Origin of the sequence: Undibacterium sp. Di27W (genome assembly GCF_049340345.1) — a bacterium.
In the GTDB taxonomy this organism is placed as follows: Bacteria; Pseudomonadota; Gammaproteobacteria; order Burkholderiales; family Burkholderiaceae_D; genus Undibacterium.
In genome coordinates this window covers 112,672-134,095 of sequence record NZ_JBMPOS010000009.1, presented here as the reverse complement: position 1 = coordinate 134,095, position 21,424 = coordinate 112,672, and the positions used below count along the sequence as shown (strand labels likewise).

Below are 21,424 nucleotides of genomic sequence, written 5' to 3'. Positions count from 1 at the left end.
GTCTCTCAGTTTGTAAACGCAATCAGTTCACCAAATGAGCTTTTACTTTTTTCTGCTGCATCAATGAGACATCGGCCAAGCAGAGAGTCTTGGCCTGGGAGCTGATTCATAGATAAGAATTCGTCTTGCAAGTCTTCAATCGTGATGCCCATAAAATCATTATATGCATCTATGACATCGACGAATTCCGCCTGAAACTCGGACAAACTTATTTTCCCTTCTTGCACACCTAAATACAAAAAGCCACATAAAAACGATAGATAGTGCTTATCAAATACCATGTGTTTTTCATGCACTTGCTTACGCAAAATATCTTGTGCTTCGTCGATAGAGTCGCAAACAGATAATTCGGTAAGCCAATACTGAGGTGTAAGCTCATGTCCATTCAATATGGTAGACAAATTCCTTATCTCTGAAACGTGAATGTATTTTGCTTCGATAAGAGCCAAGAGTAAAGGCAGGCAATTCAAAGTGCAATCCTGTTTCATTTCAATTTCTTTTCTGCACTAAGCTTTGCAATATAACGGCTTAGATTTAGGTATAGGCATGAACCGCACGTTTCACTCAAATTTCGGGCGTAAACCTACTCTCAAGTTAACTGAAAAATCGTTTAAGAGACGCTATCAAAGATTCAAAGCCAGTATAGACTTCAGTGCCTTTGGGGAATTGCTTAGCTTGCTCAGACAAGGGCAAAACGGGCGGTGCATCGATGAATATAAAAAATACCGGGCCGATGAAAGGGATGGCAGAAATTAACAGCAACAAACTTTTTGGCCAAAACCGACCTGGCCTGCGCAAAATTTCCATCCATATTTGTATGCTGATGTAGGCTGACAAAAGTACCAGTCCTGCCAATAAAATCGGATGGCTTTCCATCAAAAATCCTTTATTCGTGCTAATACCGAGAGCACATCATACCTCATCCGCCCGCCTCACATAGATGCCTATCAAGCCCAGCACGCCCAAAAACACGCACACCACATGCAGGTAAATCACCGGGATAATTTCATACAGCACATTTTCATCACTGAAAGGATGCAAAGGCCGGATATCAGCATGCATGATGCTGTCAAATACTACATGCGAAAGCGCGCCCAGCAGTGCACCAAGAGTGACTTGCAACAGGCTCAGTTGTTGCCAGCGATAAGGGTTGGGCGGGTAAAATCGGGTGCTGCACCAACGGGCCAGCAAGAAGAGCAAGATAGTGGCACCTGCCATCAAGGGCGCACCCAGATAGGTGTGGAAGAAGGCATGCACAGGGAACCTGGCGTTCATCAGATTATAAAAAGACTCAACGTCGATGAACACATTCACTGCAGCAAATGATAAAAAACTGAAGCGTCGGGGTGCGGCTGCCTTGAGGGCTGCGCCCAGGCCAAAGTGAAATGGGGTGACTGGCATGAAGATATTTTTCTAAAAATGCATGACTCAATGAAGGCAATGTCGCCAGCTTGCCTAGCGAAAAAAATCCAGTACCATGGCAGGCCGCAAAATCACGAAACCCGCCAATAACAATTCGACGACTCCCGCAATCACTGCTGGAACACCCGTCAGATAACCTATAGGTTCTTGCCCTTCCATTCCATAAGGAACACGCCTTACCAGCAAGGTACGGCAGGCAAAAAACAGCATTAACAGGCCCATAAAGCGCATCCCTGCTTTTTCTCCGACAAAAATGAATATCACCATGCTGATGATAAACAGCAGCGTTTCCAGGAAATAAAAACCAGCTGTGTCCTCCAACTGTTTGTCCTGCATATTCTTAACATTCTGAATATTGCGATTTTTTTTGATTGCCACGAGCTGATCCGATCTTATTTAACTAGCCAACAGCTGACGTTCGCCTTGCCTGAACTGAACACTGGCGATGGTGCTCAGTGCCAGACTACCCATGACCATGCATGCCAATAAACCTGTGCAATTACAGAAACTCTTTTTCATGCGCTTGCGCTCTTTGTGGAAAATAAAAACATGCGCATTCTACAGGGATCCATCCCCTATGCTCCCATACGACTCTTGGACTTAACTCTCAACATTGCCAGCCTGCCCAGCACACACTTCCCACAAGCAGCTACGCAACCAGCGATGCGCAGGGTCGGCATCCATGCGCGGATGCCATAGCATGGACACGGTAATTTCCAGCGTTGGAAATGGCAGCTCAAAACTATGCATGCCGGTGCGCAAATTGCCGGTGTGCCGCTCGGGGACGGTAGCGATCAAATCTGATGCCCGCGCGAGTGCCAGCGCCGCAGAAAAACCACCCACAGTCGTCAGCACATCCCGTTCCAGCCCATACGGTTTCAGCACCTCGGCCAGCGGCCCTTTGCTAAGGCTGCGACGGGCCACCAGCACATGCTGGCCTGAGGCATACACAGTTGGCGTCATCACCAGCTGGCTCAGTGGATGACCCAGGCGCATGACGCCAATGAAGCGGTCGCGAAACAAGGCGCGGGTGCGCACCTCGGGGCTGATGGCGTCGCCGACCACGCCGGTTTCCAGGTCGACACTGCCATCACGCAGCAAGGCACTGTCCTTGTTCAATTTGGGCATGAAAGTCAGGCGCACACCCGGCGCTTCTGCGCTGATGCGGGCGATCAGGGCGGGGCCAAAATTTTCGACAAAGCCATCGCTGGTGCGCAGGGTAAAGCTGCGTTGCAATTGTGCCAGGTTCAACTGCTCTGCCGGTCGCAATACGGCCTGTGCATGCTGTACCAGCTGGCTGACCTGTTCGCGCAATTCCAGCGCCCTGGGTGTGGGCACCAGACCACGCCCTGCCCTGACCAGCAAAGGGTCACCGGTAGTCTCACGCAAACGCGCCAGCGCCCGGCTCATGGCCGAGGGGCTGAGCCGCAGGCGGGTGGCGGCACGCGCCACGCTGCCTTCGGTCAGCACCGCATCCAGGGTAAGCAATAAATTGAGATCGGGGATGGACATGCATTTATTTTAACGCGCTTTAAGTTGACATGGCGTCTGGCGCATGAATAAAGTGCAAATCATGCGTCTTCCGCCATGAATGCAGTAAGCCTAAGATTAGGCATCGCCATCCATGTCAGCAAAAAATGCCAGCTACCTCCTCTCCCCTTACTGCCGCTACTGCCACTACTCCGGCTACTGGAGGTATTCCAGCCGCAAGCCAGGTCCGCTGGATACTCGCCAGCCTGTCTCTGTCCATGCTGCTATCCTCGCTGGGCACCAGTATTGCCAATGTGGGGTTGCCAACCCTGACCCAGGTATTCAATGCCTCATTCCAGCAAGTGCAATGGGTAGTGGTTGCCTACCTGCTGGCCATCACCACCCTCATCGTCAGCGTAGGCCGGCTGGGTGACATGATAGGTCGCAAACGCCTGTTGCTGGCAGGCATAACCCTGTTCACCATCGCATCTGCCGTGTGTGGTGCGGCCCCAAGCTTGTTGCTGCTGATCGCCGCTCGCGCCACGCAGGGCCTGGGGGCTGCCGTCATGATGGCGCTGACCATGGCTTTTGTGGGGGAAACTGTCAGCAAAGAAAAAACCGGCAGTGCCATGGGTTTGCTGGGTACCATGTCTGCCGTTGGCACGGCCCTTGGCCCTTCGCTGGGTGGCATGTTGATCGCAGGCCTCAACTGGCGCGCCATCTTCCTGGTTAATGTACCGCTGGGCATCATCAGTTTTATCCTGGCTCGCCGCTATCTGCCACAGGATCAGCCAGCCAGCGATAAAACCAGCTCCCGTTTTGACCGCACCGGCACATTGCTGCTGGCACTGACACTGGCTGCCTATGCACTCGCCATGACCCTGGGTCGCGGGCATTTTGGGGTACTCAACCTGGCGCTCTTGCTGGCCGCCATCCTGGGTGCAGCCTTGTTCATGCTGGTCGAGAGCAAGGTCGCCTCGCCATTAATACGCCCTGCGATGTTGCGTGATATCACACTCAGCACCAGCCTGGCCATGAATACCCTGGTCGCCACCGTCATGATGGCCACCCTGGTGGTTGGCCCCTTTTATCTGTCGCGCTCACTGGCGCTCAGCGATGCCATGGTCGGCCTGATGATGTCCATAGGCCCGGTCATCTCGGCATGCAGCGGCGTCATCGCAGGCCGCATGGTAGACCGCATGGGTGCGCAGGCCACTGTTATCACCGGGCTCATCGCCATGACCGCAGGCGCCTTCGCCCTGGCCCTGCTGCCTGCCATGCTGAACATTACTGGTTACATCATCGCCATCGCCATCCTCACCCCCGGCTACCAACTGTTCCAGGCGGCTAACAATACCGCCGTCATGCAAGACATCACTCCCAATCAGCGCGGCCTGATCTCTGGCATGCTCAACCTCTCGCGCAACCTCGGCCTCATCACTGGCGCAACTTTGATGGGTGCCGTGTTTGCCTGGGCAACTGCCAGCAACGATATCAGGACAGCCGCGCCAGTAGCAATTGCAGATGGCATGCGGATCACATTTATCGTGGCGGGGGTGATGTTGGTAGTGGCGCTGGGGATAGCGGGTGTTGGTCGTTGCTGGGTCAGGCGGGACGTAAAATCAGAGGATTGAAAACCAGGCACCATTATTGAATATCACGACTGGTGCAATCTATGCGCCCTGCGCGACAGGGCAATTGTAGGGTGCGTTGCAACGCACCGATTTCTGATTGATATCGTCCTCGTTTTACCATCTCAAGCGGTGCGTTATAACGCACCCTACTTGATCGTGCGTCATTGTAACGAATAAAAAAGTGTCATTATCGAGTCAAAAAATACCAAAACCCAATATCTTTACTTCCTACAGCATCAGCAATTGCTTGTGCCATTTCTTCTTTTTTTTCAGTCTGATTTCGCAACAAAATAGCTGTCCCCAGGCCAATAAAGAAAGCGTCGAAACTTCTTGCAATGCGAGTAGCTCTTTCGTAACCTAATTCAGCATCCATCGCCAGCATATGTCCGCCACAAACGTCAAGTATGATTGCAAATGGATCTGAGTTCGCCACCATTATCAATGACGCTGGGCGCGCCCCATGCCCCCACCATTGCACTTGTGTGTTCAATTTAAGAAGCTCATCTGTATAAAGGCAGGATGAACCAAAGCCGATCGGGCCAATCACTAAATTTCCAAAATTGAATTCAGAAATAAGTTGACGGAAATCTTCTGGAAATTTGACAGAAAGTCTATTTTCCAAGTCCGCCAAATACGTTGATGGCATTTTATCTTCAAGTAGTCGATACCCACTCAATTCTGGCTCCAGATGCTGAAATTCTTTATTGAGCCCTGTTTGAATTTCTTCGATTGAAAGTAAAGATAATCTGGAATTCATTTACCATTCCTCAGAAATGAATTGATCAACTCTTTCATCTGAAAGCCCATCAGTCAACCAGCTTGCCACAGGTGATGCCGCCTTTAAAGACATGTCAAATGCAACTCTAAAATATTTAATAAAGTACAAACCAGAAACGACGGGGAGTTCATTTTTCAAATACTTTAGCAAGGCAGACGGTGGCAAACCCAAAGACTTTAACCTCTGTAGCTCCGCAACTATTTTCTCGTCTGGCACATAAGGACTTGCATGCATAATTTATATTGACAACTTGTGTTTTCGTCTAGAACGAATATAACTTATTATCGTGATCCATTTTAATAAAGTGAAAAACTTTTTATTCATGGCGATTTTAATAAATTGAGTGCGCACGATTGCACCAAGCTAACCGTAGCTCGTAAGCTTATTGATTCCCCACCACATCTTCCAGCCAGCCGAGGCTTTTGGCTGTCTTGCTTTTCTTTGAACTAAGTATGACTTTACGATCGCGTTTTTCGTCGTATTGATAGCTCTCACTGATTTGCTGGCCAGTCAGCAAGTTGGTGCTGACGGTGGAACCCTTGCCTACCATGCCATCTGCATCTTCTTCGTCTATCCCTATCATTTGCAGGCGCTGGCTGGCCGCATCGAGGCGGAAGCGCCAGGTGTAGACTGAGTATTCACGCGAACCACTGTACTGGCTGACGACCAGCACGCCGTTTTTGATGGCGACGTTGACGCCATCCTTGACACCACCGCAACCCTGGCATTGCAGCAGCTTGCCATTGCTGCCCAGTAAACTATAGCCCTTACCCGCATTCGCCTGCAGCACGATCAAGCCACGTTGCCTGTCATCGGTAGCACTCTTGTTCTCCACCAGCACGGCGGTAATATCGGCCATGCCGTCACCATTGAGGTCACCACTGACCTGGCTTTCTATCATCCAGCCCTGTGGCACAAAATCACGCAGCGCCGGTGCCGTGGCGGGCATTTTTTTGCCTAAGACCAGGCTTTGTTGCGCCTGGCTGCCATGATGCAAAACCGTCCCCAGCAACAAGGCGGCGAATTGGATGGTTGCGGCAAGTTTCATAGCTTATTGATCTCTCTGATAATCTAGCTAAGGCATTGATACATGGGATGTTGGCGCAGTTCAGTGACATCAACATATGCATAGTGGGTATGATACTTGATGTCTTCGCTTGCCATGCACTTAATGCCCTGAATGTGCGCTAACACGCAGAAGCATCATGCGCTAGCGACTACACTCATGGCAGTGACAAGATAATGACGGGCGTGAGTGAAATGCCATGATGCAAGCTCGCACCCACATGTAGAGAATCTTTACCATTTCCATGAGGTCATGCCATGAAGCACTTTCCTACAAAATCCAGCACCAGCAATCTGAAGTCAGCAGGTTTGATTGCTGGCATCGTTTCCTCCTTCCTGCTCTTCAGTACCTGCGTGGCGGCCGATCGCGACGATACCAGCGCTCGTTCACGCTATGAACAAGAACGCAGCCTCTGCGACAAAGGTCAGTCCAATCAATCCAGGGAAACCTGCCTGCGTGAGGCTGGTGCAGCCAGGCAGCAAGCCCGGGCGGGCAGCCTCACCACAGAGAGTGAAGAACAACTCCAGCGCAACCGCGAACGCCGCTGCGAAGCTCATGCTGCATCAGACCGGGAATACTGCCTGCAACGCATGCGCGGCGAGGGAACACAATCCGGCAGTGCAGAACGCGGTGGGATCTTGCGTGAATTGACAGTGACGACCAAGCCAGCGCAGTAAAGCAGTGGGTACGGTGGGAGATGGTGCGCATGGCGCACCCTACCGAGCTGGTTTTCGTAGGAGCGGCTTCAGCCGCGAAGGTTTTACCGTGTCCGCTAAAATTAAGTCCAAAAATCTCACCGCAGAGTGGGCAAGGAGATTCATCCTCAGTTGGTAGGGTGTGCCATGCGCACCGTTTTTAACCACTGCGAACACATTGACGGTGCGTTACAACGCACCCTACCAGGCTGCTGCACCAAAGAGTGAGCACGGAGATTCAAGCTCAGTTTGTAGGGTGCGTTATAACGCACTGCTTTTAAACACACTGCTTGTGGTGCCTTGCAACACCCCTACCACACTCTCATTAACACGCAAAACCATGGCAGACAAAGCTAAGGTAGGGGCTTCCTGCATTGCAGCTTGCGCAAACCCTAGCCCTTTTATATGCAATTCACATGAAAGTTAAATAATGTAAAATAGCACCAGGTATGAATTACCCCGTATGGTCTCCTGGAGTGTGTGACAAAAAACGGGCCATCAAACAATGTGATCAATTTTTATTATTCCCTTACATGAAATTCTCCTTTTTTTTGTCGCTTTATTTTTGCGCATTAGGCGCTGTTCAAGCCCAGGATCTCTGGCCCTCTCAATTTGAATTGGGCAAGAATGCCCAAGCCGGGTTTGAAAAATACAAGGAGCATAAAACCAAGAAGGCCTTTGCCGCGGCGGCAGATGGTGCCTGGGGTACAGCTTACGGCGCGAGTAACGACATCCTGGCCGTACGCAAGGCCCTGGCGAATTGCCAGCGCTACAGCAAGAGCCACTGCCAACTGTATGACCTTGATGATGAAGCCTTCCAGGACAAATATGCGCTTTTCCTGTCGCAGTCTGAGATGGCCATCAAGAATTTCAAAGTCCAGAACGGTTATCAAGATTATGAAACTGGTGATTGGTTTTTACCACCGGCAAAACATATCCGTCCCGGCAGTGAGGGGTTTCATTACGCTACGCCTACCAGTATAGAAGGCATAAAAAATATCAGCACACCTGAGCTGGCAGAAAAGCTCGCTAAAAAACAGATTAGCGTGATCGATGCCCTGGGCATAGACAATACCAGCATGACTCTGCCATACGCGATCTCTCTCGACGGTGCCGCCAATCTTGCTGATGACCCTGAGGCTGCTTTCAATAAAAACCTGGATGCCGATTTGCATGCACTCATGAAGAAAAATTTCCCGCAAAAAGATGCTGCCATCGCGGTATTTTGCGCTTCTGAAGAATGCTGGATGAGCATCAATACCCTGGTTCGCCTCAAAGACATGGGCTATTCCAATCTGTATTGGTATCGCGGTGGCGTCGCTGCCTGGCAAGCAGCAAAACTGCCTGTGGTGAAAGCCGTGCCGCTATTGACGGTATTGCGCCAGTAAAGTATCTGATACGCAGCCGTACTATAAACCCAGGGCCATCTTATGATGGCCCTGTTTATTTCTGACGCTGCGCGGCGATCATGCTTGCGCCAGCCTGGCTCCAGGCTATTGCAACCAGGATTTCAAAGGTTGCTGCACATACGCCTGCATTTTTTCGCCAACAAAAATCTGTGGCAATGAGGGATCGAATTTCGCTTGCTTTTCGCGTTCTGTCACCAGCTCTTTGGTATGTTCAAATACCTGCATCAGGTTTTGCCCGGCATCGAGTTTACTGCCGAACAAGGCATCAATGAAAAAAGTATTATGCGCCAGGGGCTGGCAGCCATATGACACCTTGTTTTCTGCCGCGGCGGTCACGATGATGCGGTTCGGCGCCTTTAACTGCGAGATCAGGGAACCAGAATAGCAGGATGAAATAATCAGCACCGTGGGAAATTTTTCCAGAGGTGCCAGGGCCGTTTTCAAATAACGCGTCCAGATCGGGGCAAAAGGCTTGTTGCCTATTTCTACCGCGACCAGATCGGTAAAGCCATGGCTGCTCAGCATGATGGTGACAACATCGCCCTCCCTGGCCTGGCTGGCAATATCCCTGGCTGTCTGGTCTATGCTACCCAGATGTGCAAAAGGGGTATCCAGCTTGTCTTGATGCAGCTCGTTATCAAAGCTGTAGCTGATCAGCTCAGGATTGATTTCTGCCAGCCTCTGCCTGGTCAGTTGCACGTCTCCCAGAAAAGCATTGGAACCCGAATGCAAGCCAAATCCGGCGTACCAGACACGGTGATGGCTGATGGTATTGGCTTTTTCCTGATTGGCCAGCCTTTGCTGTGCCATCAATTGATCACTCATCTCACGCGCCTTGTCCTGGCTAGGGTTCAGACCAGTCATGACAGGCTTGACGGCACAAGCAGACAAAACCGCCAGCAGGCCAGCCATACACAGGAAACAGGAAAGTTTTTTCATTTATCTCCACATCAGTTTTATGGGCTTAAAGCAGGCATCATAACATTTGTTAAAAAATGTGTCATGAACTGGCATGAAATGAATTTGCTATATCGGCAGACATGCTTGGGACTGGTGAACAGGCCAGTCATCAAAACCAGCCCGCCCCGGTGTACGGCAAAGAAATTTTGATAGAAATCAGCCTGATACCGGCGCTTGAGCAGGGTGCGCCATGCGCACCATGGCCTTAATTCAACGACTCTAAAATGCGGCGTTACAAGGCAGCCTAGAGCTTGCTGAAATTAATTAACATGCTGACGATTACGCTCTAGTCCTACCTTGCTTATATAAAGGCCATCGCAAAATTAATCTTATGCAACTAATTTCCTTTACCTGAAACGATGACTTATCTTGATTTTCAACAGTCTCACATCTGTTTGAAATGGTGCAAATAGCTACGGCTAACTGGTAATTTCTCTGGGCGTCCTTTCATATACACAGTTGCCGTCTCGCTTCCAGTGCGCGTAACATGACTCACCACATTCATATTCACTACCACTGAGCGATGCACCTGGACAAAGTGACTTCCATCGAGTTGATCTAATAGCTCTTTAAGTGAAATCCTTATCAATGCCTCCCCCCCTTCACCTCCCTTGGCACGCCAGGCAATCAATGTGTATTTTTCGTTTGAGCGCAAATAATCAATATCCGCAACTGCAATCATGCGCACTGATTGCCCTACTAGTGCTTTAATCCAGCGCAAGGGTTCTGGTGCTGTTTTCTTTTGCAAACGGGCTTCCAATTTTTCGAGCAAGACCTCGATGTCCGGTGCCTTCTGAGCAGTGTCCAGGCGTTCGCGCACCCGCATTACTGTGTCTGCAAGACGTGCTGGATCTACTGGTTTTACCAAATAATCCAGGGCACCTTGCGCAAAGGCTTCCACCGCATACTCACTGTAGGCTGTGACAAAGATCAAATGCGCACCGCGGCCAATCTGGCGAGCGGCTTCGACACCGGTCATGCCCGGCATATGAACGTCAAGAAAACAGACAGTGGGTTTGTGTGCCTCGTATTGCTCAAGCGCCTCCCTCCCATTGCGTGCCAGTGCCACGATTTCTAATTCTGGCCAGGCCTGCGCCAGCATGCGCGTCAAGGAGCTACGCAACAAAGGCTCATCGTCAGCGATCAATGCGGTAGGACGTGTAGATGTCATGTTAATCCCTCTCACTCAGAAGATTCAAGTTTGGCTGGAAAATTGAGTTCAGCACTAAAACCATGCGGCTCAAGCCCGGTCAGGCTAAGCTGCGCATCGCCCGCAAATACCAGCTGCATACGTTCACGCAGGTTTGCCAAACCAGTACCCAGACCTTTACTCATTTGATTGCTGCGGGCATTTTGTGCAAGGCCGATACCAGTATCGCTGACACTTGCCAGACAACGCCCGTCTTCCAGCCGGACAGTGACATCGATCTGCCCTCCTACTTCACTCGGATCAATGCCATGGCGCACCGCGTTTTCAACCAGGGTCAGCAAAGTCATCGGTGGGCAGATTATCCTTAACGTGGCATCGTCAGCATTGATTGAGAACTGTAATCGATCCGGCATGCGCATATGCATCAATTCAAGATAAGCACGTACCATGATCAACTCTTGTTCCAACGTGGTGGCAGCTTCATTTAAATTTGGAACGGCAGCGCGCAAGTAGGCAATCAAGCTATTCAAAACCGTCGAAGCCTGTGAAGATCCTAAATCGACCAATTCACGCACATTCGCCAAGGTATTGAACAAGAAATGCGGTTCCACTTGCGCCTGCAACAAACGCAAACGCGAATCGAGTGCGTCACGTGCAAGCTCACTACGAATCAGCTCAAATGACAGTGCCTGCTTCTGAGCATGACCACTGATCTGGCGATATAGCGCTGACATGGCGATCCAGGGAGAGATCAATAAACCTGCAATGGTCAAATGAACACAACCAAGCGTCTTTTTGTCATCCAGTATCCATACGTCTGGACTAGTCAAGGTTGTCAGCGAGTAAATAAATACCGTCGCGAATGGTACCACCATGGCCACCATGCTCACTTGCAATACCCAGCGGGCCATCCAGGCCGGCAAACGCCTTGGCCAACGCTCAAATAAGCCAAAAACCAACAATTGAGTCAAGCCAACGAACACCAGCCGTATCGGGGGTAATATCCAGGAAGCATGAAAGATGGGCAACCACAGCAGAGTAAGGACAAAGCTCGCAACCAATACCACGCGCACACGCTGCCAGGCAAATACAGCTTGCGGCTTTGGCAATGGAGATACTGGCAATTCACTATTCATGATTTGTTGATTTCAATACATTCAAGGGATTTGCACTTGGAGTGACTTCAGGAAGGCAAACAAGCGATGCCTACAGTTTATACCGCTTATCCGGGCTCAGGTACCTCATAGCGACGAGTCACGCTTTGCCTGCGTGAACGACGCTATACCGCGATGAACAGCAGCAACCCATGCTCTTTTAAAAAAGCTTCAACAGAAGCTATCATTTCGATGATCAAGTTGATATCACGACATACCCACTCTGGCAACCATCGCCTAATAAAGTCATCGAGTCTATTTTGCCCGTCATTCGTCGCAATCCGCTTCCCCAATTTCGCAGGATGCCTTAATCTGACTGCCATCAACTATGCATCGAATAAAGAGTGATCATGAAATGGATACATATTATCGCCGGTTTGCTGGCGATCGCCTCCGGTGCCATTGCACTGTATGCCACCAAAGGCTCGCCATTGCACCGAAAATCAGGGACCATGTTCACTATCGCCATGCTATTCATGACCTCGAGTGCGGCAATCATTTCACTCTTCTTGCGCACCGACCACGTCAATGGCGTTGTGGCACTGTTCACCGCTTATCTGGTTTGCACTGCGTGGCTAGTCACCAAACGCACTGTGCAGGAGAATCGTGTACTACTGCGCGGTCTCGCGATTTATGCGTTGCTGCTGGGTGCCTATGCATTGAGTTTATGGTTCAACTTTCTGGCAGATCCTAAAACGCTGGTCACCAGAAGCGGCCCACCACAAGCTCTCCTTGTATTCGGCATACTCAGCTTGCTGTGTTCTGCCCTGGACATTCGCATGCTGTGGGCCGGACACATCGCTGGAGCACATCGTTTGGCAAGGCACCTGTGGCGCATGAGCTTTGCAATGCTGATTGCCACCGGATCATTCTTTGCGGGACAAATGCAGGTCTTTCCGGCTTTCATACGTAAAAGCGCCATTCTGGGATTACCAGTTTTAGTCATCCCCGTCCTTCTGGTACTGGGGACTATGTTGTATTGGCTGGGACGCACACTGATTAAACGGCAACGCGCCGTTCTCAAACCACCAGCCATGCACAACTAGTCAAGGTATAGACAGCGCCGTTATGCAAAACAACGCATCGTGTGCCTTGCAAAGCAAGGCTTGACCAATGATGCATAGTCAGAAATCTCACTTCGCCTTTTTTACCCACAACATAGCTGGCCGCAATGAACCAAAAGAAATCAGCGTAGCCAGCCAGCCCACCAGTTTTGAACCTACGAATTGTATATCGCTGCAGCCGCTTTTTGTAAAGCTGGCGGCATATTCCTTGCCGTGACGGATATCATCGATGAGTGCCTGGCCACCAGGTTTGAGGACGCGGGCGATTTCTGCAATGGCCTTGGCGCGGTCTTCGGCGTTATAGAGATTGTGGATGGCAAAGCGTGAAACGACGTAATCAAAACTGCCATCGCCAAAGGGCAGCTTGCGCATGTCGCAAGTCTGGACATTGACCTTGTCGGCGACGCCTTCACGCTGAGCGTTTTCCAATGTAGCTCCGGGCGTATTGCCTGAGAGGTCTTCACTTTGCCACAGATCTATGCCGGTAGCCTTACCTGTGGTGAGACGCCTGGCGGCTGCATTGAGCAAGAGCCCACGACCACAACCTATATCGAGCACTTGCTCGTCCCCTGTCCATTGCAGGCGTTGCAGCATGTCTTCACGACCGCGGATTTTACCTATCTTGCTATCCCACAGCATCCACAAGGCAGTAAAGATCATGCCCAAGCCTGTAGCTAAACCAGTACCAGCCAGATCGACATCAATATCGCCAAGACCGACAGGAACCACCACATGGCCAGACCAGTAAGCCAGTTTGACACTAGCCCAGCAAGCCAGGCCAACGGTGGCACAAATCAGCAGATTGCGTATCACGCCCGGAGCATCAATACCATAGTCTGGACGCTCAACATTAGCCTGGTTCATATACTATCCTTTGTGAACTGGTTGGAATGTGATGATTATCTACCCATAGACGCGCGTGCGACAGTGGAGCCTGTCACCAGTATCTGATGACATTTGTCACTTTGAAACGTGATTGCACTCCATCGTGCAAGGTAGCTACACGGATTGCTGTCTCTTCGTAGAAGCTTGTAGGGTGCGTTGCAACGCACCGGCTGTGATGGTAAAACGAAGATGTTAGCAATGCAGAGAACGGTGCGTTATAACGCATCGGCTGTGACGGTAAAACGAAGATGTTAGCGATGCAGAGAACGGTGCGTTATAACGCACCCTACTGGCGGTAGCAAGCGTCAGCGGGTTCGGGGAACACAAGCGCAGCGCAAAGACGATATGCAAATTGAATAACAAGGAGTTAAAGCAATCCGCGCATGAAACTCAAGGCTCTTTCTATATCCTCAGGACAGTACTCACTCCACCGAGGATGAATCTCACACCATTCGAGAAAGTGCACAAGACAGCTCATCTGCTTTGGATTGAAACCAGCAAGCTGCGCTTTCGTTTCTTGCTGAAATTTCAGCTTTGGACCTAAATGATAAATCATGAATTCTGTTTCCAGCTTGCTGTACTCTGCTTCTGGCGTCAGGCAGAATTTCAGATAGTGGGGAAGTATCCACTTTAACCCAGCAGTCGATAAGCAGCTCAACTCATTATGCAGATAGCGGATGACATCTGCAGTGATTTTTTTATCGCGCTGTTTTTCGAGATAATTTCTCAGATATCCGCATTGCGCACAATCATCCAGGTGAATTGATAGCGCAGTCTTGGCAGGCATAGGCACTATGGGAAATGAAGAGGCAATTTCATCCAGGAGAAACTTATTGTCCATGGTTTATTGGGTAGGTATTTTCTGACGCATAGGGTGCATTGCAACGCACCAGCTGTGATGGTAAAACGAAGATGTTAGCAATGCCGAGAACGGTGCGTTATAACGCACCCTACAGCCTATTTCTGCAATCGTGCTTCCAGCTCACTGACATTTGCCAGCCAAGTTTTCATGCCTGGTCCAGACCATAGTTTTGCCAGTTCTCATTCCCTGGGATTTTTTATGCGTATGAGCGCCGCCTTTGCTTTTGGCAGCAATTTAAGAATATCAGTCCTGGTTTGGCGCACAAGCCAGTCACGCAGTTCGGCAGGCAATTGTCTGGCTGGCTTACCCATTGCTGCGGCCACGACTTCTGCTGCAGCAATGGCAGGAATGCCGTCATCATCCTCAATCGTTTGCGATTGTGCTGGCAATGTGAGTGCTGCTTCCAGGGCCGCAATACCGGGCTTGCGGATGCAGCTGGCAACCCAGTCAAGTGCCGTATCATTTTCAAAGCTCCCTGGCCCCCATGCACCTGCATGGGCCATGGTACAAAATAGAGCGATTGAAAAAGTGAGTAACCATTTCTTCATTTTTTACTTTCGAGATTTGATCTAAGAACGTGCGATTTTTAATCTTATTTTAAATTGCGCAGCGCGTAGGATTTCTTGCAAGGTACCGACTGTGACGGTAAAACGAATATGATAGCAATGCAGAGAACGGTGCGTTATAACGCACCCTACTGGCTAGCTAAGATTAACAAGTGCAAGAGCGATTAGCAAGTTTGCGTTATGCTTCCCACCAAAGGACTATGAAAAGACAGCGAAGCATTTGCAAGCATGGCAACTACGGGGAACACAGAAACAATATTGATCAACAACAGCTTATTGTTGAGTGTCTGATTGTTGAGAGCTGGCATCTTTTTTAGTATGCCAATACCTTGGAGGTTTAATTGCAAGCAAGACTGCGTTGCAAAACGTCGCGAATAGCCAAGGCTGCAATAACCAGCCTTTGACGTGTTCAGCGCCGAAAAAAGCACAGTACACACCTAAGTATCCCCAGGCAACTATCATAAAAACTGTCAATACGCGGGATGCCCTGATTGCCGGCAATGCTGACCAACCAAGCAAGCTGAGTATCAATAGTGACGCAAAAGATATCTCTGTCCTACCTCCACCTCCTGCAAAACCAGACCACATGGCCCATATTATTGCCACCGCGCCAGCAAGGACAGACAATATAATGCGGACCAAGGTATGGGCAAGTGCTTCAATCATAAAATATTCTGTAGTTTTAATCAGCGAAACTGTTTTAACAGATCTCAAGAGAATAAAAGGGGAAGTTGCAGGCCCATCACAAACAAGTGGGGGATTACACAGCATAGTTGATCGAAGTGCCATGTGATCTTTTCAAAAACCGCAAAAATATGCTCCCATTGCAGCACAATTAACTTTAAGAGCGGCTTCAACCAAAAACAGTCTGCGAAGAATATCCAAATTGAAAATGGGCTCCCGCAGTAAAAATTTCGCGGCTGAAGCCGCTCCTACCGGTCAGCAGAATTTGGAGTCAGGTCAGCCTTACCCAACATCCCTTGCAACACATCCCTTGAATCAAACGCTGCCCGGCGCAAACGATCATTGACGCCTTGCCAGTCTTTGTCTTGCGGCAAAGCTTCCACCAAAATCAAATCTGCGTTGGCATGATCAAGTTCGCGCAGGCCTGCATACAGGTCATGGGCGTAGCCTACCGGGTCGGCTGGCAGGTGGCGCCAGGCTTCTGCGTGGATGGCGGGGTGGGCCTGGTAGCTCATGAGGGCGAGCTTTTTGTCTTTGGCGTGCAGACGGTTGACGGTGTCGTCGAGTTCTGCTGTCTCTACCAGAATGACTGGTGTATGCGGTGCGTAGTGGGCGTCCAGCGTGCCGGATGCGCGTGGGGCGGCAGCATCTGGTGCTGCGGGTGTAACACCCAGCACAGCAGCCATTTGGGCGACGGTGATATGGCCGGGGCGCAGCAACACGGGGCCGTGGGTGGCGAGGCGGCTGAGGTCAACTATTGTTGATTCTATGCCGACATCGCTCTGGCCACCGTCAAGTATGTGGGCAATGAGGCCGCCGGGCTGTATCTCTTGCTCGAATTCTTCTTCTACGTGGGCTGCCATGGTGGGGCTGACGTGGCCGAATTTATTGGCCGACGGTGCAGCCACACCGCCCTTGCCTGCCTTGAAGGCGCGCAAGAGTTCTTGCGCCACGGGGTGCGATGGGCAGCGTATGCCGACGGTATCTTGTCCGCCTGAAACGGCATCGGGGATATGGTCGGCGCGTTTCAAGATCAGGGTCAGCGGGCCGGGCCAGAAGGCGTCTATCAGTTGCTGTGCTTCTGCAGGGATGTCCTTGGCCCAGTAGCTGATGTCGGCACCGGGGGCAACGTGGACAATCACCGGGTGGTTAGACGGGCGGCCCTTGGCGGCGTAGATGTTGGCGACGGCTGTGGGGTTTTCTGCATCTGCCCCCAGGCCATACACGGTCTCGGTCGGGAAGGCGACCAGTTGGCCGCTTTCCAGCGCTTGTGCTGCCAGCGCGATTGCCTCAGGCGTACTGGCTTGCGACTTCATGCCCACTCCGGTGCGGCGATGCCGAGGATGGCGCAAGCCTTGCTGAGGTTGGCCTGGGCTGCTGGCATGGTCATGGCGACGAAGGTGATGTGGCCCATCTTGCGGGCGCGGCGGGCTTCTACCTTGCCGTAAAGGTGCAGGTGCGCACCGGGGATGGCCAGCACCTGGTCCCAGGCGGGTTCGCGCATGGTGTCGGTGTCACCTTCATACCAGACATCTCCCAGTAGATTGAGCATGGCTGCAGCAGAATGCTGGCGCACATCGCCCAGCGGCAATTGTGCGAGCGCCCGGACCTGTTGCTGGAACTGGCTGGTGATGCAGGCATCTATCGTGTAGTGGCCGCTATTGTGCGGGCGTGGAGCCATTTCATTGACGACCAGGCTACCATCCTTGAGCACAAAAAATTCTATGCACAGCACGCCGACATAGCCCATCTCGGCAATGATGTGCAGGGCAGCAGCCTGCGCCTTGCTGGCGACTGCATCGGTCACATGGATGCTGGGGGCGATGGTGGTGAACAGAATGCCGTCACGGTGGACGTTTTCTGCGATGGGGTAAACAACGGCTTCACCATCAACACCGCGAGCAACGAGGACGGATACTTCATAGGCCAGAGGCAGCATTTTTTCCAGCACGCAGGCCTGGCCGTTCATGCCAGCGAAGGCAGTGGCGAGTTCAGCGCGGTCACGTACGCGTACCTGGCCTTTGCCGTCATAGCCCATGCGCACGGTTTTCAAAATGCCGGGCAAAAGCTCATCGCTGACTTTGGCAACGTCGTCCTGGCTATGGATGGCAAAGTGCGGTGCAGGAAAGATATAAGTCGTCGCGCCGCAGCGGGTGAAGAAGCTTTTTTCGGCGAGACGGTCTTGGGCGATAGAGACGCAGGCAGCAGCTGGAGCGACAAAGCTGGTTTGTGCCAGCAGGCTAAGGCTGTCTGCCGGGACGTTTTCAAATTCGGTGGTGACGGCCTTGCTGACTTTGGCCAGCGCCATCAGGCCAGGGTGGTTTTCATAGCCAGCCTGGATATGCTGGTCTGCCACTTGGGCAGCCGGGCAACCTGCTTCTGGTTCCAGCACAGCCACCTGGTAACCCATGGCTTGCGCCGCCTGGGCAAACATGCGGCCCAGTTGGCCACCACCCATGATGCCGAGGCAACTGGCGGGAGTATTGGGTAATAATGGCTGGCGGGGCTGGGCGGGCTGTGAATGAGTGGTCATGGTAGTGATTTCAAACTAGGGATCGTTTGTACACAATAGTACAAATCAAATGGGGTACGGATATTTAGGTGAATCGAAATCCGGGTTGCAATATCAAGTTTCGTTAATTGGCCGTTTACATAGATTGGGCCGGGTCGTAGGTTGGGCCGTGACGTAGGTTGGGCTACGCTTCACCAGCCCAACACTGGGCCTCAACAAACGTATACGTGATTCAGACGCCGAGTGTTGGGCTGATAAGACGTAGCCCAACCTACAAGGTCAGCCCAACTCACGCAGCTAACTCAACCTACGAGATTATTCCAACCTACAAACTTAACTCAAACCGGCAACACCATATCGCGGGCAACTTGCGTTTGCTTTTCGCGGAACTTAATCAACCTCGCTGCCAGCGCATCATCGGTCGTCGCCAGCATCGCAATCGCAGCCAGGGCGGCGTTTGCTGCGCCTGCCTCGCCTATGGCGAAGGTAGCTACCGGTATGCCTTTGGGCATTTGCACGATGGACAGCAATGAATCTTCGCCACGCAGGTATTTGGATGGCACGGGCACCCCCAGTACTGGCACAATGGTTTTTGCCGCGATCATGCCTGGCAGGTGGGCAGCACCGCCAGCACCGGCGATGATGGCGCGCAGGCCGCGCTCGCGGGCGGTTTCTGCATAGGCGAACATTTCATCGGGCATGCGGTGGGCCGAGACGACCTTGGCTTCAAAGCCTATGCCAAATTCCTTGAGGATGGCAACGGCGTTTTGCATGACATCCCAGTCCGAGGATGAACCCATGACGACGCCAACAACAATTTTATCTGTAGTCATCATCAGTCCTTCAGGCTTTCGCCAGTCAGGCGTTCCAGTGCTTCACGGTATTTGGCGGCGGTTTTTTGCACGACTTCATCCGGCAGGGCTGGTGCTGGTGCGGTCTTTTTCCAGCTGGTGATGGTTTCCAGATAATCACGCACGAACTGTTTGTCAAAAGACGGTGGTGAAATGCCGGTAGCATAAGAATCAGCAGGCCAGAAGCGGGAAGAATCAGCCGTCAGTACTTCATCCATCAGATGCAGCACGCCATTGTCATCCAAGCCAAATTCAAACTTGGTGTCGGCGATGATGATGCCGCGGGTGGCAGCGTATTCTGCGGCTTCAGTGTAGAGCTGTATGCTGATGTCGCGGATCTTGGCGGCCAGTTCTGCACCTATGCGTTGCTCGGTTTCTGCGTAGCTGATGTTTTCATCATGCTCGCCCATTTCTGCCTTGGCAGCCGGGGTGAATATCGGTGCTGGCAACTTGGCTGCCTGTGGCAAACCTGCTGGCAATTGTATGCCGCAGATTGCGCCTGTATCCTGATAATCTTTCCAGCCTGAACCGATGATGTAGCCACGTACCACGGCTTCTACCATGATGGGCTTCAGGCGTTTTGCGACAACGGCACGGCCTTTGACTTGCGCCACTTCATCTGCTGACACGACGGATTCTGGTGCGACGCCTGTCAGGTGATTAGGCACGATATGGCCGAGCTTTTCAAACCAGAAATTCGCCATCTGGTTCAGCACGCGGCCTTTGTCAGGGATGGGCTCATTCATGATGACATCGAATGCGGACAGGCGGTCACTGGTGACGATCAGCAGCTTGTCGTCGCCAACAGCGTAATTGTCACGTACCTTGCCACGGCCCAGCAAAGGCAGGGAATGAAGAGTGGAGTTGATTTGCGTAGTCATGAGGGATTTCTTTATTTCGTCAGATAGGGTTTACACAAAATTGTTGGTGGCTTGGTAGGTATACCTTGTAGGTTGGGCTACGCTTCATCAGCCCAACACTCGGCGTTTAAATAACGTATACATTTTTTGAGGCCCAGTGTTGGGCTGGTAAACCGTAGCCCAACCTACGAGATTAGCCCAACCTACGTTTGTAGCCCAACCTACATTTTTCCAACCGTCAATTTTGTCTAAACCCTGCATTTCATCCCCTCATCCCGGCTCACACAGGAATGAGGGAACAAACTTATTTCTTAATTTACAATCTGCGCCAATGCGCCTTTCTTGTACTGCTCTGCCACTTTTTCCAATGCCATAGGCTTGATCTTGCCTGCCTGGCCTTCGCAGCCGAAAGACAGATAACGCGCCTTGCACACCAGTTTCGCTGCTTCACGCGCTGGCTTCAAATAATCACGTGGATCAAACTTGCCTGGGTTTTCAAACATGTAGCGACGGATCGCACCTGTCATTGCCAGGCGGATATCAGTGTCGATGTTAATCTTGCGCACGCCGTTCTGGATGCCGATGACGATTTCTTCAACCGGCACGCCATAGGTTTCTTTCATGTCGCCACCGAACTGGCGAATTTCATCCAGCAGTTCTTGCGGTACGGAAGAAGAACCGTGCATCACTAGGTGTGTATTTGGAATGCGCTGGTGAATCTCTTTGATGCGGTCTATCGCCAGGATGTCGCCAGTAGGCTTGCGAGAGAACTTGTAAGCACCGTGGGAGGTACCGATGGCAATTGCCAGGGCATCGCACTGTGTCTGTTTGACGAAGTCAGCAGCTTGCTGCACGTCAGTCAGCAATTGTTCGCGCGTCATTTTGCCGTCAGCACCGTGGCCGTCTTCCTTGTCGCCCATCATGGTTTCCAGAGAACCGAGCACGCCCAGTTCTGCTTCTACCGTAACGCCGATGGAGTGGGCAAACTTGACCACTTCACGCGATACTTCGACATTGTATTCATAGCTGGCGACGCTCTTGCCGTCTTCTTCCAGCGAACCATCCATCATCACCGAGGTGAAACCGGATTTGATCGCAGCCATGCAGACTGCTGGCGACTGGCCGTGGTCCTGGTGCATGACGACGGGGATGTGCGGGTAGGCTTCTACCGCAGCTTCGATCAGGTGACGCAAGAATGCTTCGCCAGCATATTTGCGGGCACCGGCAGAGGCTTGCATGATGACAGGTGCGCCAACTTCATCGGCGGCCTGCATGATGGCAGTGACCTGCTCCAGGTTGTTGACGTTGAAAGCTGGCAGACCGTAACCGTTTTCGGCGGCGTGGTCCAGCAATTGACGCATGGATACGAGTGGCATAATTAACTCCAGATTGCTTTATAAAA

Annotated in this window: 25 protein-coding genes; 5 read left to right on the top strand and 20 right to left on the bottom strand. The window is 51.5% G+C overall.

Translation table 11 applies throughout. The features are described 5' to 3' along the window. Window positions 1-5 precede the first annotated feature (5 nt). From ACO0LF_RS18660 to ACO0LF_RS18640, 5 genes are all read right to left on the bottom strand, one after another. Window positions 6-488: a hypothetical protein gene (locus ACO0LF_RS18660; protein ID WP_423016676.1), complete on the bottom strand. Its 483-nt coding sequence runs from the start codon at window positions 486-488 to the stop codon at window positions 6-8. 424 nt (window positions 489-912) lie between these two features. Further along, a complete protein-coding gene (locus tag ACO0LF_RS18655; RefSeq protein ID WP_423016674.1) occupies window positions 913-1,401 on the bottom strand; it encodes a hypothetical protein in 489 nt (162 codons plus the stop codon). Between the two features lie 54 nt (window positions 1,402-1,455). Then, window positions 1,456-1,800, bottom strand: a complete 345-nt coding sequence (locus tag ACO0LF_RS18650) for a hypothetical protein (RefSeq protein ID WP_423016672.1) — start codon at window positions 1,798-1,800, stop codon at window positions 1,456-1,458. 18 nt (window positions 1,801-1,818) lie between these two features. After that, a complete protein-coding gene (locus ACO0LF_RS18645) occupies window positions 1,819-1,941 on the bottom strand; it encodes a hypothetical protein (RefSeq protein WP_423016670.1) in 123 nt (40 codons plus the stop codon). Window positions 1,942-2,022: 81 nt separating this feature from the next. After that, window positions 2,023-2,934: a LysR family transcriptional regulator gene (locus ACO0LF_RS18640; RefSeq protein WP_423016668.1), complete on the bottom strand. Its 912-nt coding sequence runs from the start codon at window positions 2,932-2,934 to the stop codon at window positions 2,023-2,025. Window positions 2,935-3,059: 125 nt separating this feature from the next. Between ACO0LF_RS18640 and ACO0LF_RS18635 the strand changes: the two genes are divergently transcribed. Next, window positions 3,060-4,526, top strand: a complete 1,467-nt coding sequence (locus tag ACO0LF_RS18635; protein WP_423016666.1) for an MFS transporter — start codon at window positions 3,060-3,062, stop codon at window positions 4,524-4,526. Window positions 4,527-4,713: 187 nt separating this feature from the next. Here ACO0LF_RS18635 and ACO0LF_RS18630 read toward each other — a convergent pair whose 3' ends face one another. The 3 genes from ACO0LF_RS18630 to ACO0LF_RS18620 all read right to left on the bottom strand — a co-directional run bounded on the left by ACO0LF_RS18630 (window position 4,714) and on the right by ACO0LF_RS18620 (window position 6,352). Next, window positions 4,714-5,283, bottom strand: a complete 570-nt coding sequence (locus ACO0LF_RS18630) for a hypothetical protein (protein WP_423016664.1) — start codon at window positions 5,281-5,283, stop codon at window positions 4,714-4,716. Continuing rightward, window positions 5,284-5,538: a hypothetical protein gene (locus ACO0LF_RS18625; protein WP_423016662.1), complete on the bottom strand. Its 255-nt coding sequence runs from the start codon at window positions 5,536-5,538 to the stop codon at window positions 5,284-5,286. It abuts the gene before it with no gap. A gap of 148 nt (window positions 5,539-5,686) precedes the next feature. After that, on the bottom strand, window positions 5,687-6,352 hold the full coding sequence (locus tag ACO0LF_RS18620; RefSeq protein WP_423016660.1) for a hypothetical protein: 666 nt from the start codon (window positions 6,350-6,352) through the stop codon (window positions 5,687-5,689). 275 nt (window positions 6,353-6,627) lie between these two features. Here ACO0LF_RS18620 and ACO0LF_RS18615 point away from each other — a divergent pair, with 275 nt between their 5' ends. Together ACO0LF_RS18615 and ACO0LF_RS18610 are read left to right on the top strand one after the other, a co-directional pair. Beyond that, window positions 6,628-7,047: a hypothetical protein gene (locus ACO0LF_RS18615; protein WP_423016658.1), complete on the top strand. Its 420-nt coding sequence runs from the start codon at window positions 6,628-6,630 to the stop codon at window positions 7,045-7,047. Between the two features lie 635 nt (window positions 7,048-7,682). After that, window positions 7,683-8,453, top strand: coding sequence for a rhodanese-like domain-containing protein (locus ACO0LF_RS18610; RefSeq protein WP_423016656.1), 771 nt, complete (start codon window positions 7,683-7,685; stop codon window positions 8,451-8,453). Window positions 8,454-8,558: 105 nt separating this feature from the next. Here ACO0LF_RS18610 and ACO0LF_RS18605 read toward each other — a convergent pair whose 3' ends face one another. Then, a complete protein-coding gene (locus ACO0LF_RS18605; RefSeq protein WP_423016654.1) occupies window positions 8,559-9,413 on the bottom strand; it encodes a C13 family peptidase in 855 nt (284 codons plus the stop codon). 101 nt (window positions 9,414-9,514) lie between these two features. Here ACO0LF_RS18605 and ACO0LF_RS18600 point away from each other — a divergent pair, with 101 nt between their 5' ends. Further along, entirely contained in the window at window positions 9,515-9,643 is a 129-nt protein-coding gene (locus tag ACO0LF_RS18600; RefSeq protein WP_423016652.1) for a hypothetical protein, read from the top strand. Window positions 9,644-9,819: 176 nt separating this feature from the next. On the opposite strand, the gene ACO0LF_RS18595 is transcribed toward ACO0LF_RS18600, so the two are convergent. Together ACO0LF_RS18595 and ACO0LF_RS18590 are read right to left on the bottom strand one after the other, a co-directional pair. After that, entirely contained in the window at window positions 9,820-10,605 is a 786-nt protein-coding gene (locus ACO0LF_RS18595) for a LytR/AlgR family response regulator transcription factor (protein ID WP_423016650.1), read from the bottom strand. 11 nt (window positions 10,606-10,616) lie between these two features. Continuing rightward, window positions 10,617-11,720: a sensor histidine kinase gene (locus ACO0LF_RS18590; protein ID WP_423016648.1), complete on the bottom strand. Its 1,104-nt coding sequence runs from the start codon at window positions 11,718-11,720 to the stop codon at window positions 10,617-10,619. 368 nt (window positions 11,721-12,088) lie between these two features. On the opposite strand from ACO0LF_RS18590, the gene ACO0LF_RS18585 reads away from it, so the two are divergent. Then, window positions 12,089-12,784, top strand: a complete 696-nt coding sequence (locus tag ACO0LF_RS18585) for a hypothetical protein (RefSeq protein WP_423016646.1) — start codon at window positions 12,089-12,091, stop codon at window positions 12,782-12,784. 87 nt (window positions 12,785-12,871) lie between these two features. On the opposite strand, the gene ACO0LF_RS18580 is transcribed toward ACO0LF_RS18585, so the two are convergent. The 9 genes from ACO0LF_RS18580 to fba all read right to left on the bottom strand — a co-directional run bounded on the left by ACO0LF_RS18580 (window position 12,872) and on the right by fba (window position 21,398). Then, window positions 12,872-13,666 carry a class I SAM-dependent methyltransferase gene (locus tag ACO0LF_RS18580; RefSeq protein ID WP_423016644.1) on the bottom strand — a complete coding sequence of 265 codons (795 nt, stop codon included), beginning with the start codon at window positions 13,664-13,666 and terminating at the stop codon, window positions 12,872-12,874. A 388-nt stretch (window positions 13,667-14,054) separates the two neighbouring features. Continuing rightward, a complete protein-coding gene (locus ACO0LF_RS18575) occupies window positions 14,055-14,528 on the bottom strand; it encodes a DUF6714 family protein (protein ID WP_423016642.1) in 474 nt (157 codons plus the stop codon). 200 nt (window positions 14,529-14,728) lie between these two features. Next, entirely contained in the window at window positions 14,729-15,097 is a 369-nt protein-coding gene (locus ACO0LF_RS18570; protein WP_423016640.1) for a DUF4259 domain-containing protein, read from the bottom strand. A 291-nt stretch (window positions 15,098-15,388) separates the two neighbouring features. Continuing rightward, window positions 15,389-15,904, bottom strand: a complete 516-nt coding sequence (locus ACO0LF_RS18565; RefSeq protein WP_423016638.1) for a hypothetical protein — start codon at window positions 15,902-15,904, stop codon at window positions 15,389-15,391. Window positions 15,905-16,047: 143 nt separating this feature from the next. Beyond that, window positions 16,048-17,115 (bottom strand): L-threonylcarbamoyladenylate synthase, encoded by a 1,068-nt coding sequence (locus ACO0LF_RS18560; RefSeq protein WP_423016636.1) that lies wholly within the window; start codon window positions 17,113-17,115, stop codon window positions 16,048-16,050. Beyond that, window positions 17,112-18,332: a 5-(carboxyamino)imidazole ribonucleotide synthase gene (locus ACO0LF_RS18555; protein ID WP_423016634.1), complete on the bottom strand. Its 1,221-nt coding sequence runs from the start codon at window positions 18,330-18,332 to the stop codon at window positions 17,112-17,114. The genes ACO0LF_RS18560 and ACO0LF_RS18555 overlap by 4 nt, the downstream gene beginning before the upstream one ends. A 317-nt stretch (window positions 18,333-18,649) precedes the next feature. After that, on the bottom strand, window positions 18,650-19,147 hold the full coding sequence (gene purE / locus ACO0LF_RS18550; RefSeq protein ID WP_423016632.1) for a 5-(carboxyamino)imidazole ribonucleotide mutase: 498 nt from the start codon (window positions 19,145-19,147) through the stop codon (window positions 18,650-18,652). Beyond that, window positions 19,147-20,043: a phosphoribosylaminoimidazolesuccinocarboxamide synthase gene (locus ACO0LF_RS18545; RefSeq protein WP_423002651.1), complete on the bottom strand. Its 897-nt coding sequence runs from the start codon at window positions 20,041-20,043 to the stop codon at window positions 19,147-19,149. Before ACO0LF_RS18545 ends, purE begins: the two co-directional genes overlap by 1 nt. A 290-nt stretch (window positions 20,044-20,333) precedes the next feature. Then, complete coding sequence (gene fba / locus ACO0LF_RS18540) at window positions 20,334-21,398, bottom strand: class II fructose-bisphosphate aldolase (RefSeq protein WP_423013034.1); 1,065 nt, start codon at window positions 21,396-21,398, stop codon at window positions 20,334-20,336. Window positions 21,399-21,424: the final 26 nt, after the last annotated feature.

Coding starts and splice junctions, on each gene's coding strand:
- ACO0LF_RS18660 (WP_423016676.1), bottom strand. CDS start 488: ATGAAACAGGATTGCACTTTGAATTGCCTGCCTTTACTCTTGGCTCTT.
- ACO0LF_RS18605 (WP_423016654.1), bottom strand. CDS start 9,413: ATGAAAAAACTTTCCTGTTTCCTGTGTATGGCTGGCCTGCTGGCGGTT.
- ACO0LF_RS18620 (WP_423016660.1), bottom strand. CDS start 6,352: ATGAAACTTGCCGCAACCATCCAATTCGCCGCCTTGTTGCTGGGGACG.
- ACO0LF_RS18555 (WP_423016634.1), bottom strand. CDS start 18,332: ATGACCACTCATTCACAGCCCGCCCAGCCCCGCCAGCCATTATTACCC.
- ACO0LF_RS18635 (WP_423016666.1), top strand. CDS start 3,060: ATGCCAGCTACCTCCTCTCCCCTTACTGCCGCTACTGCCACTACTCCG.
- ACO0LF_RS18615 (WP_423016658.1), top strand. CDS start 6,628: ATGAAGCACTTTCCTACAAAATCCAGCACCAGCAATCTGAAGTCAGCA.
- ACO0LF_RS18590 (WP_423016648.1), bottom strand. CDS start 11,720: ATGAATAGTGAATTGCCAGTATCTCCATTGCCAAAGCCGCAAGCTGTA.
- ACO0LF_RS18545 (WP_423002651.1), bottom strand. CDS start 20,043: ATGACTACGCAAATCAACTCCACTCTTCATTCCCTGCCTTTGCTGGGC.
- fba (WP_423013034.1), bottom strand. CDS start 21,398: ATGCCACTCGTATCCATGCGTCAATTGCTGGACCACGCCGCCGAAAAC.
- ACO0LF_RS18655 (WP_423016674.1), bottom strand. CDS start 1,401: ATGCCAGTCACCCCATTTCACTTTGGCCTGGGCGCAGCCCTCAAGGCA.
- ACO0LF_RS18575 (WP_423016642.1), bottom strand. CDS start 14,528: ATGGACAATAAGTTTCTCCTGGATGAAATTGCCTCTTCATTTCCCATA.
- ACO0LF_RS18565 (WP_423016638.1), bottom strand. CDS start 15,904: ATGGCACTTCGATCAACTATGCTGTGTAATCCCCCACTTGTTTGTGAT.
- ACO0LF_RS18580 (WP_423016644.1), bottom strand. CDS start 13,666: ATGAACCAGGCTAATGTTGAGCGTCCAGACTATGGTATTGATGCTCCG.
- ACO0LF_RS18630 (WP_423016664.1), bottom strand. CDS start 5,283: ATGAATTCCAGATTATCTTTACTTTCAATCGAAGAAATTCAAACAGGG.
- ACO0LF_RS18570 (WP_423016640.1), bottom strand. CDS start 15,097: ATGAAGAAATGGTTACTCACTTTTTCAATCGCTCTATTTTGTACCATG.
- ACO0LF_RS18600 (WP_423016652.1), top strand. CDS start 9,515: ATGCTTGGGACTGGTGAACAGGCCAGTCATCAAAACCAGCCCGCCCCG.
- ACO0LF_RS18640 (WP_423016668.1), bottom strand. CDS start 2,934: ATGTCCATCCCCGATCTCAATTTATTGCTTACCCTGGATGCGGTGCTG.
- ACO0LF_RS18585 (WP_423016646.1), top strand. CDS start 12,089: ATGAAATGGATACATATTATCGCCGGTTTGCTGGCGATCGCCTCCGGT.
- ACO0LF_RS18645 (WP_423016670.1), bottom strand. CDS start 1,941: ATGAAAAAGAGTTTCTGTAATTGCACAGGTTTATTGGCATGCATGGTC.
- ACO0LF_RS18595 (WP_423016650.1), bottom strand. CDS start 10,605: ATGACATCTACACGTCCTACCGCATTGATCGCTGACGATGAGCCTTTG.
- purE (WP_423016632.1), bottom strand. CDS start 19,147: ATGATGACTACAGATAAAATTGTTGTTGGCGTCGTCATGGGTTCATCC.
- ACO0LF_RS18560 (WP_423016636.1), bottom strand. CDS start 17,115: ATGAAGTCGCAAGCCAGTACGCCTGAGGCAATCGCGCTGGCAGCACAA.
- ACO0LF_RS18625 (WP_423016662.1), bottom strand. CDS start 5,538: ATGCATGCAAGTCCTTATGTGCCAGACGAGAAAATAGTTGCGGAGCTA.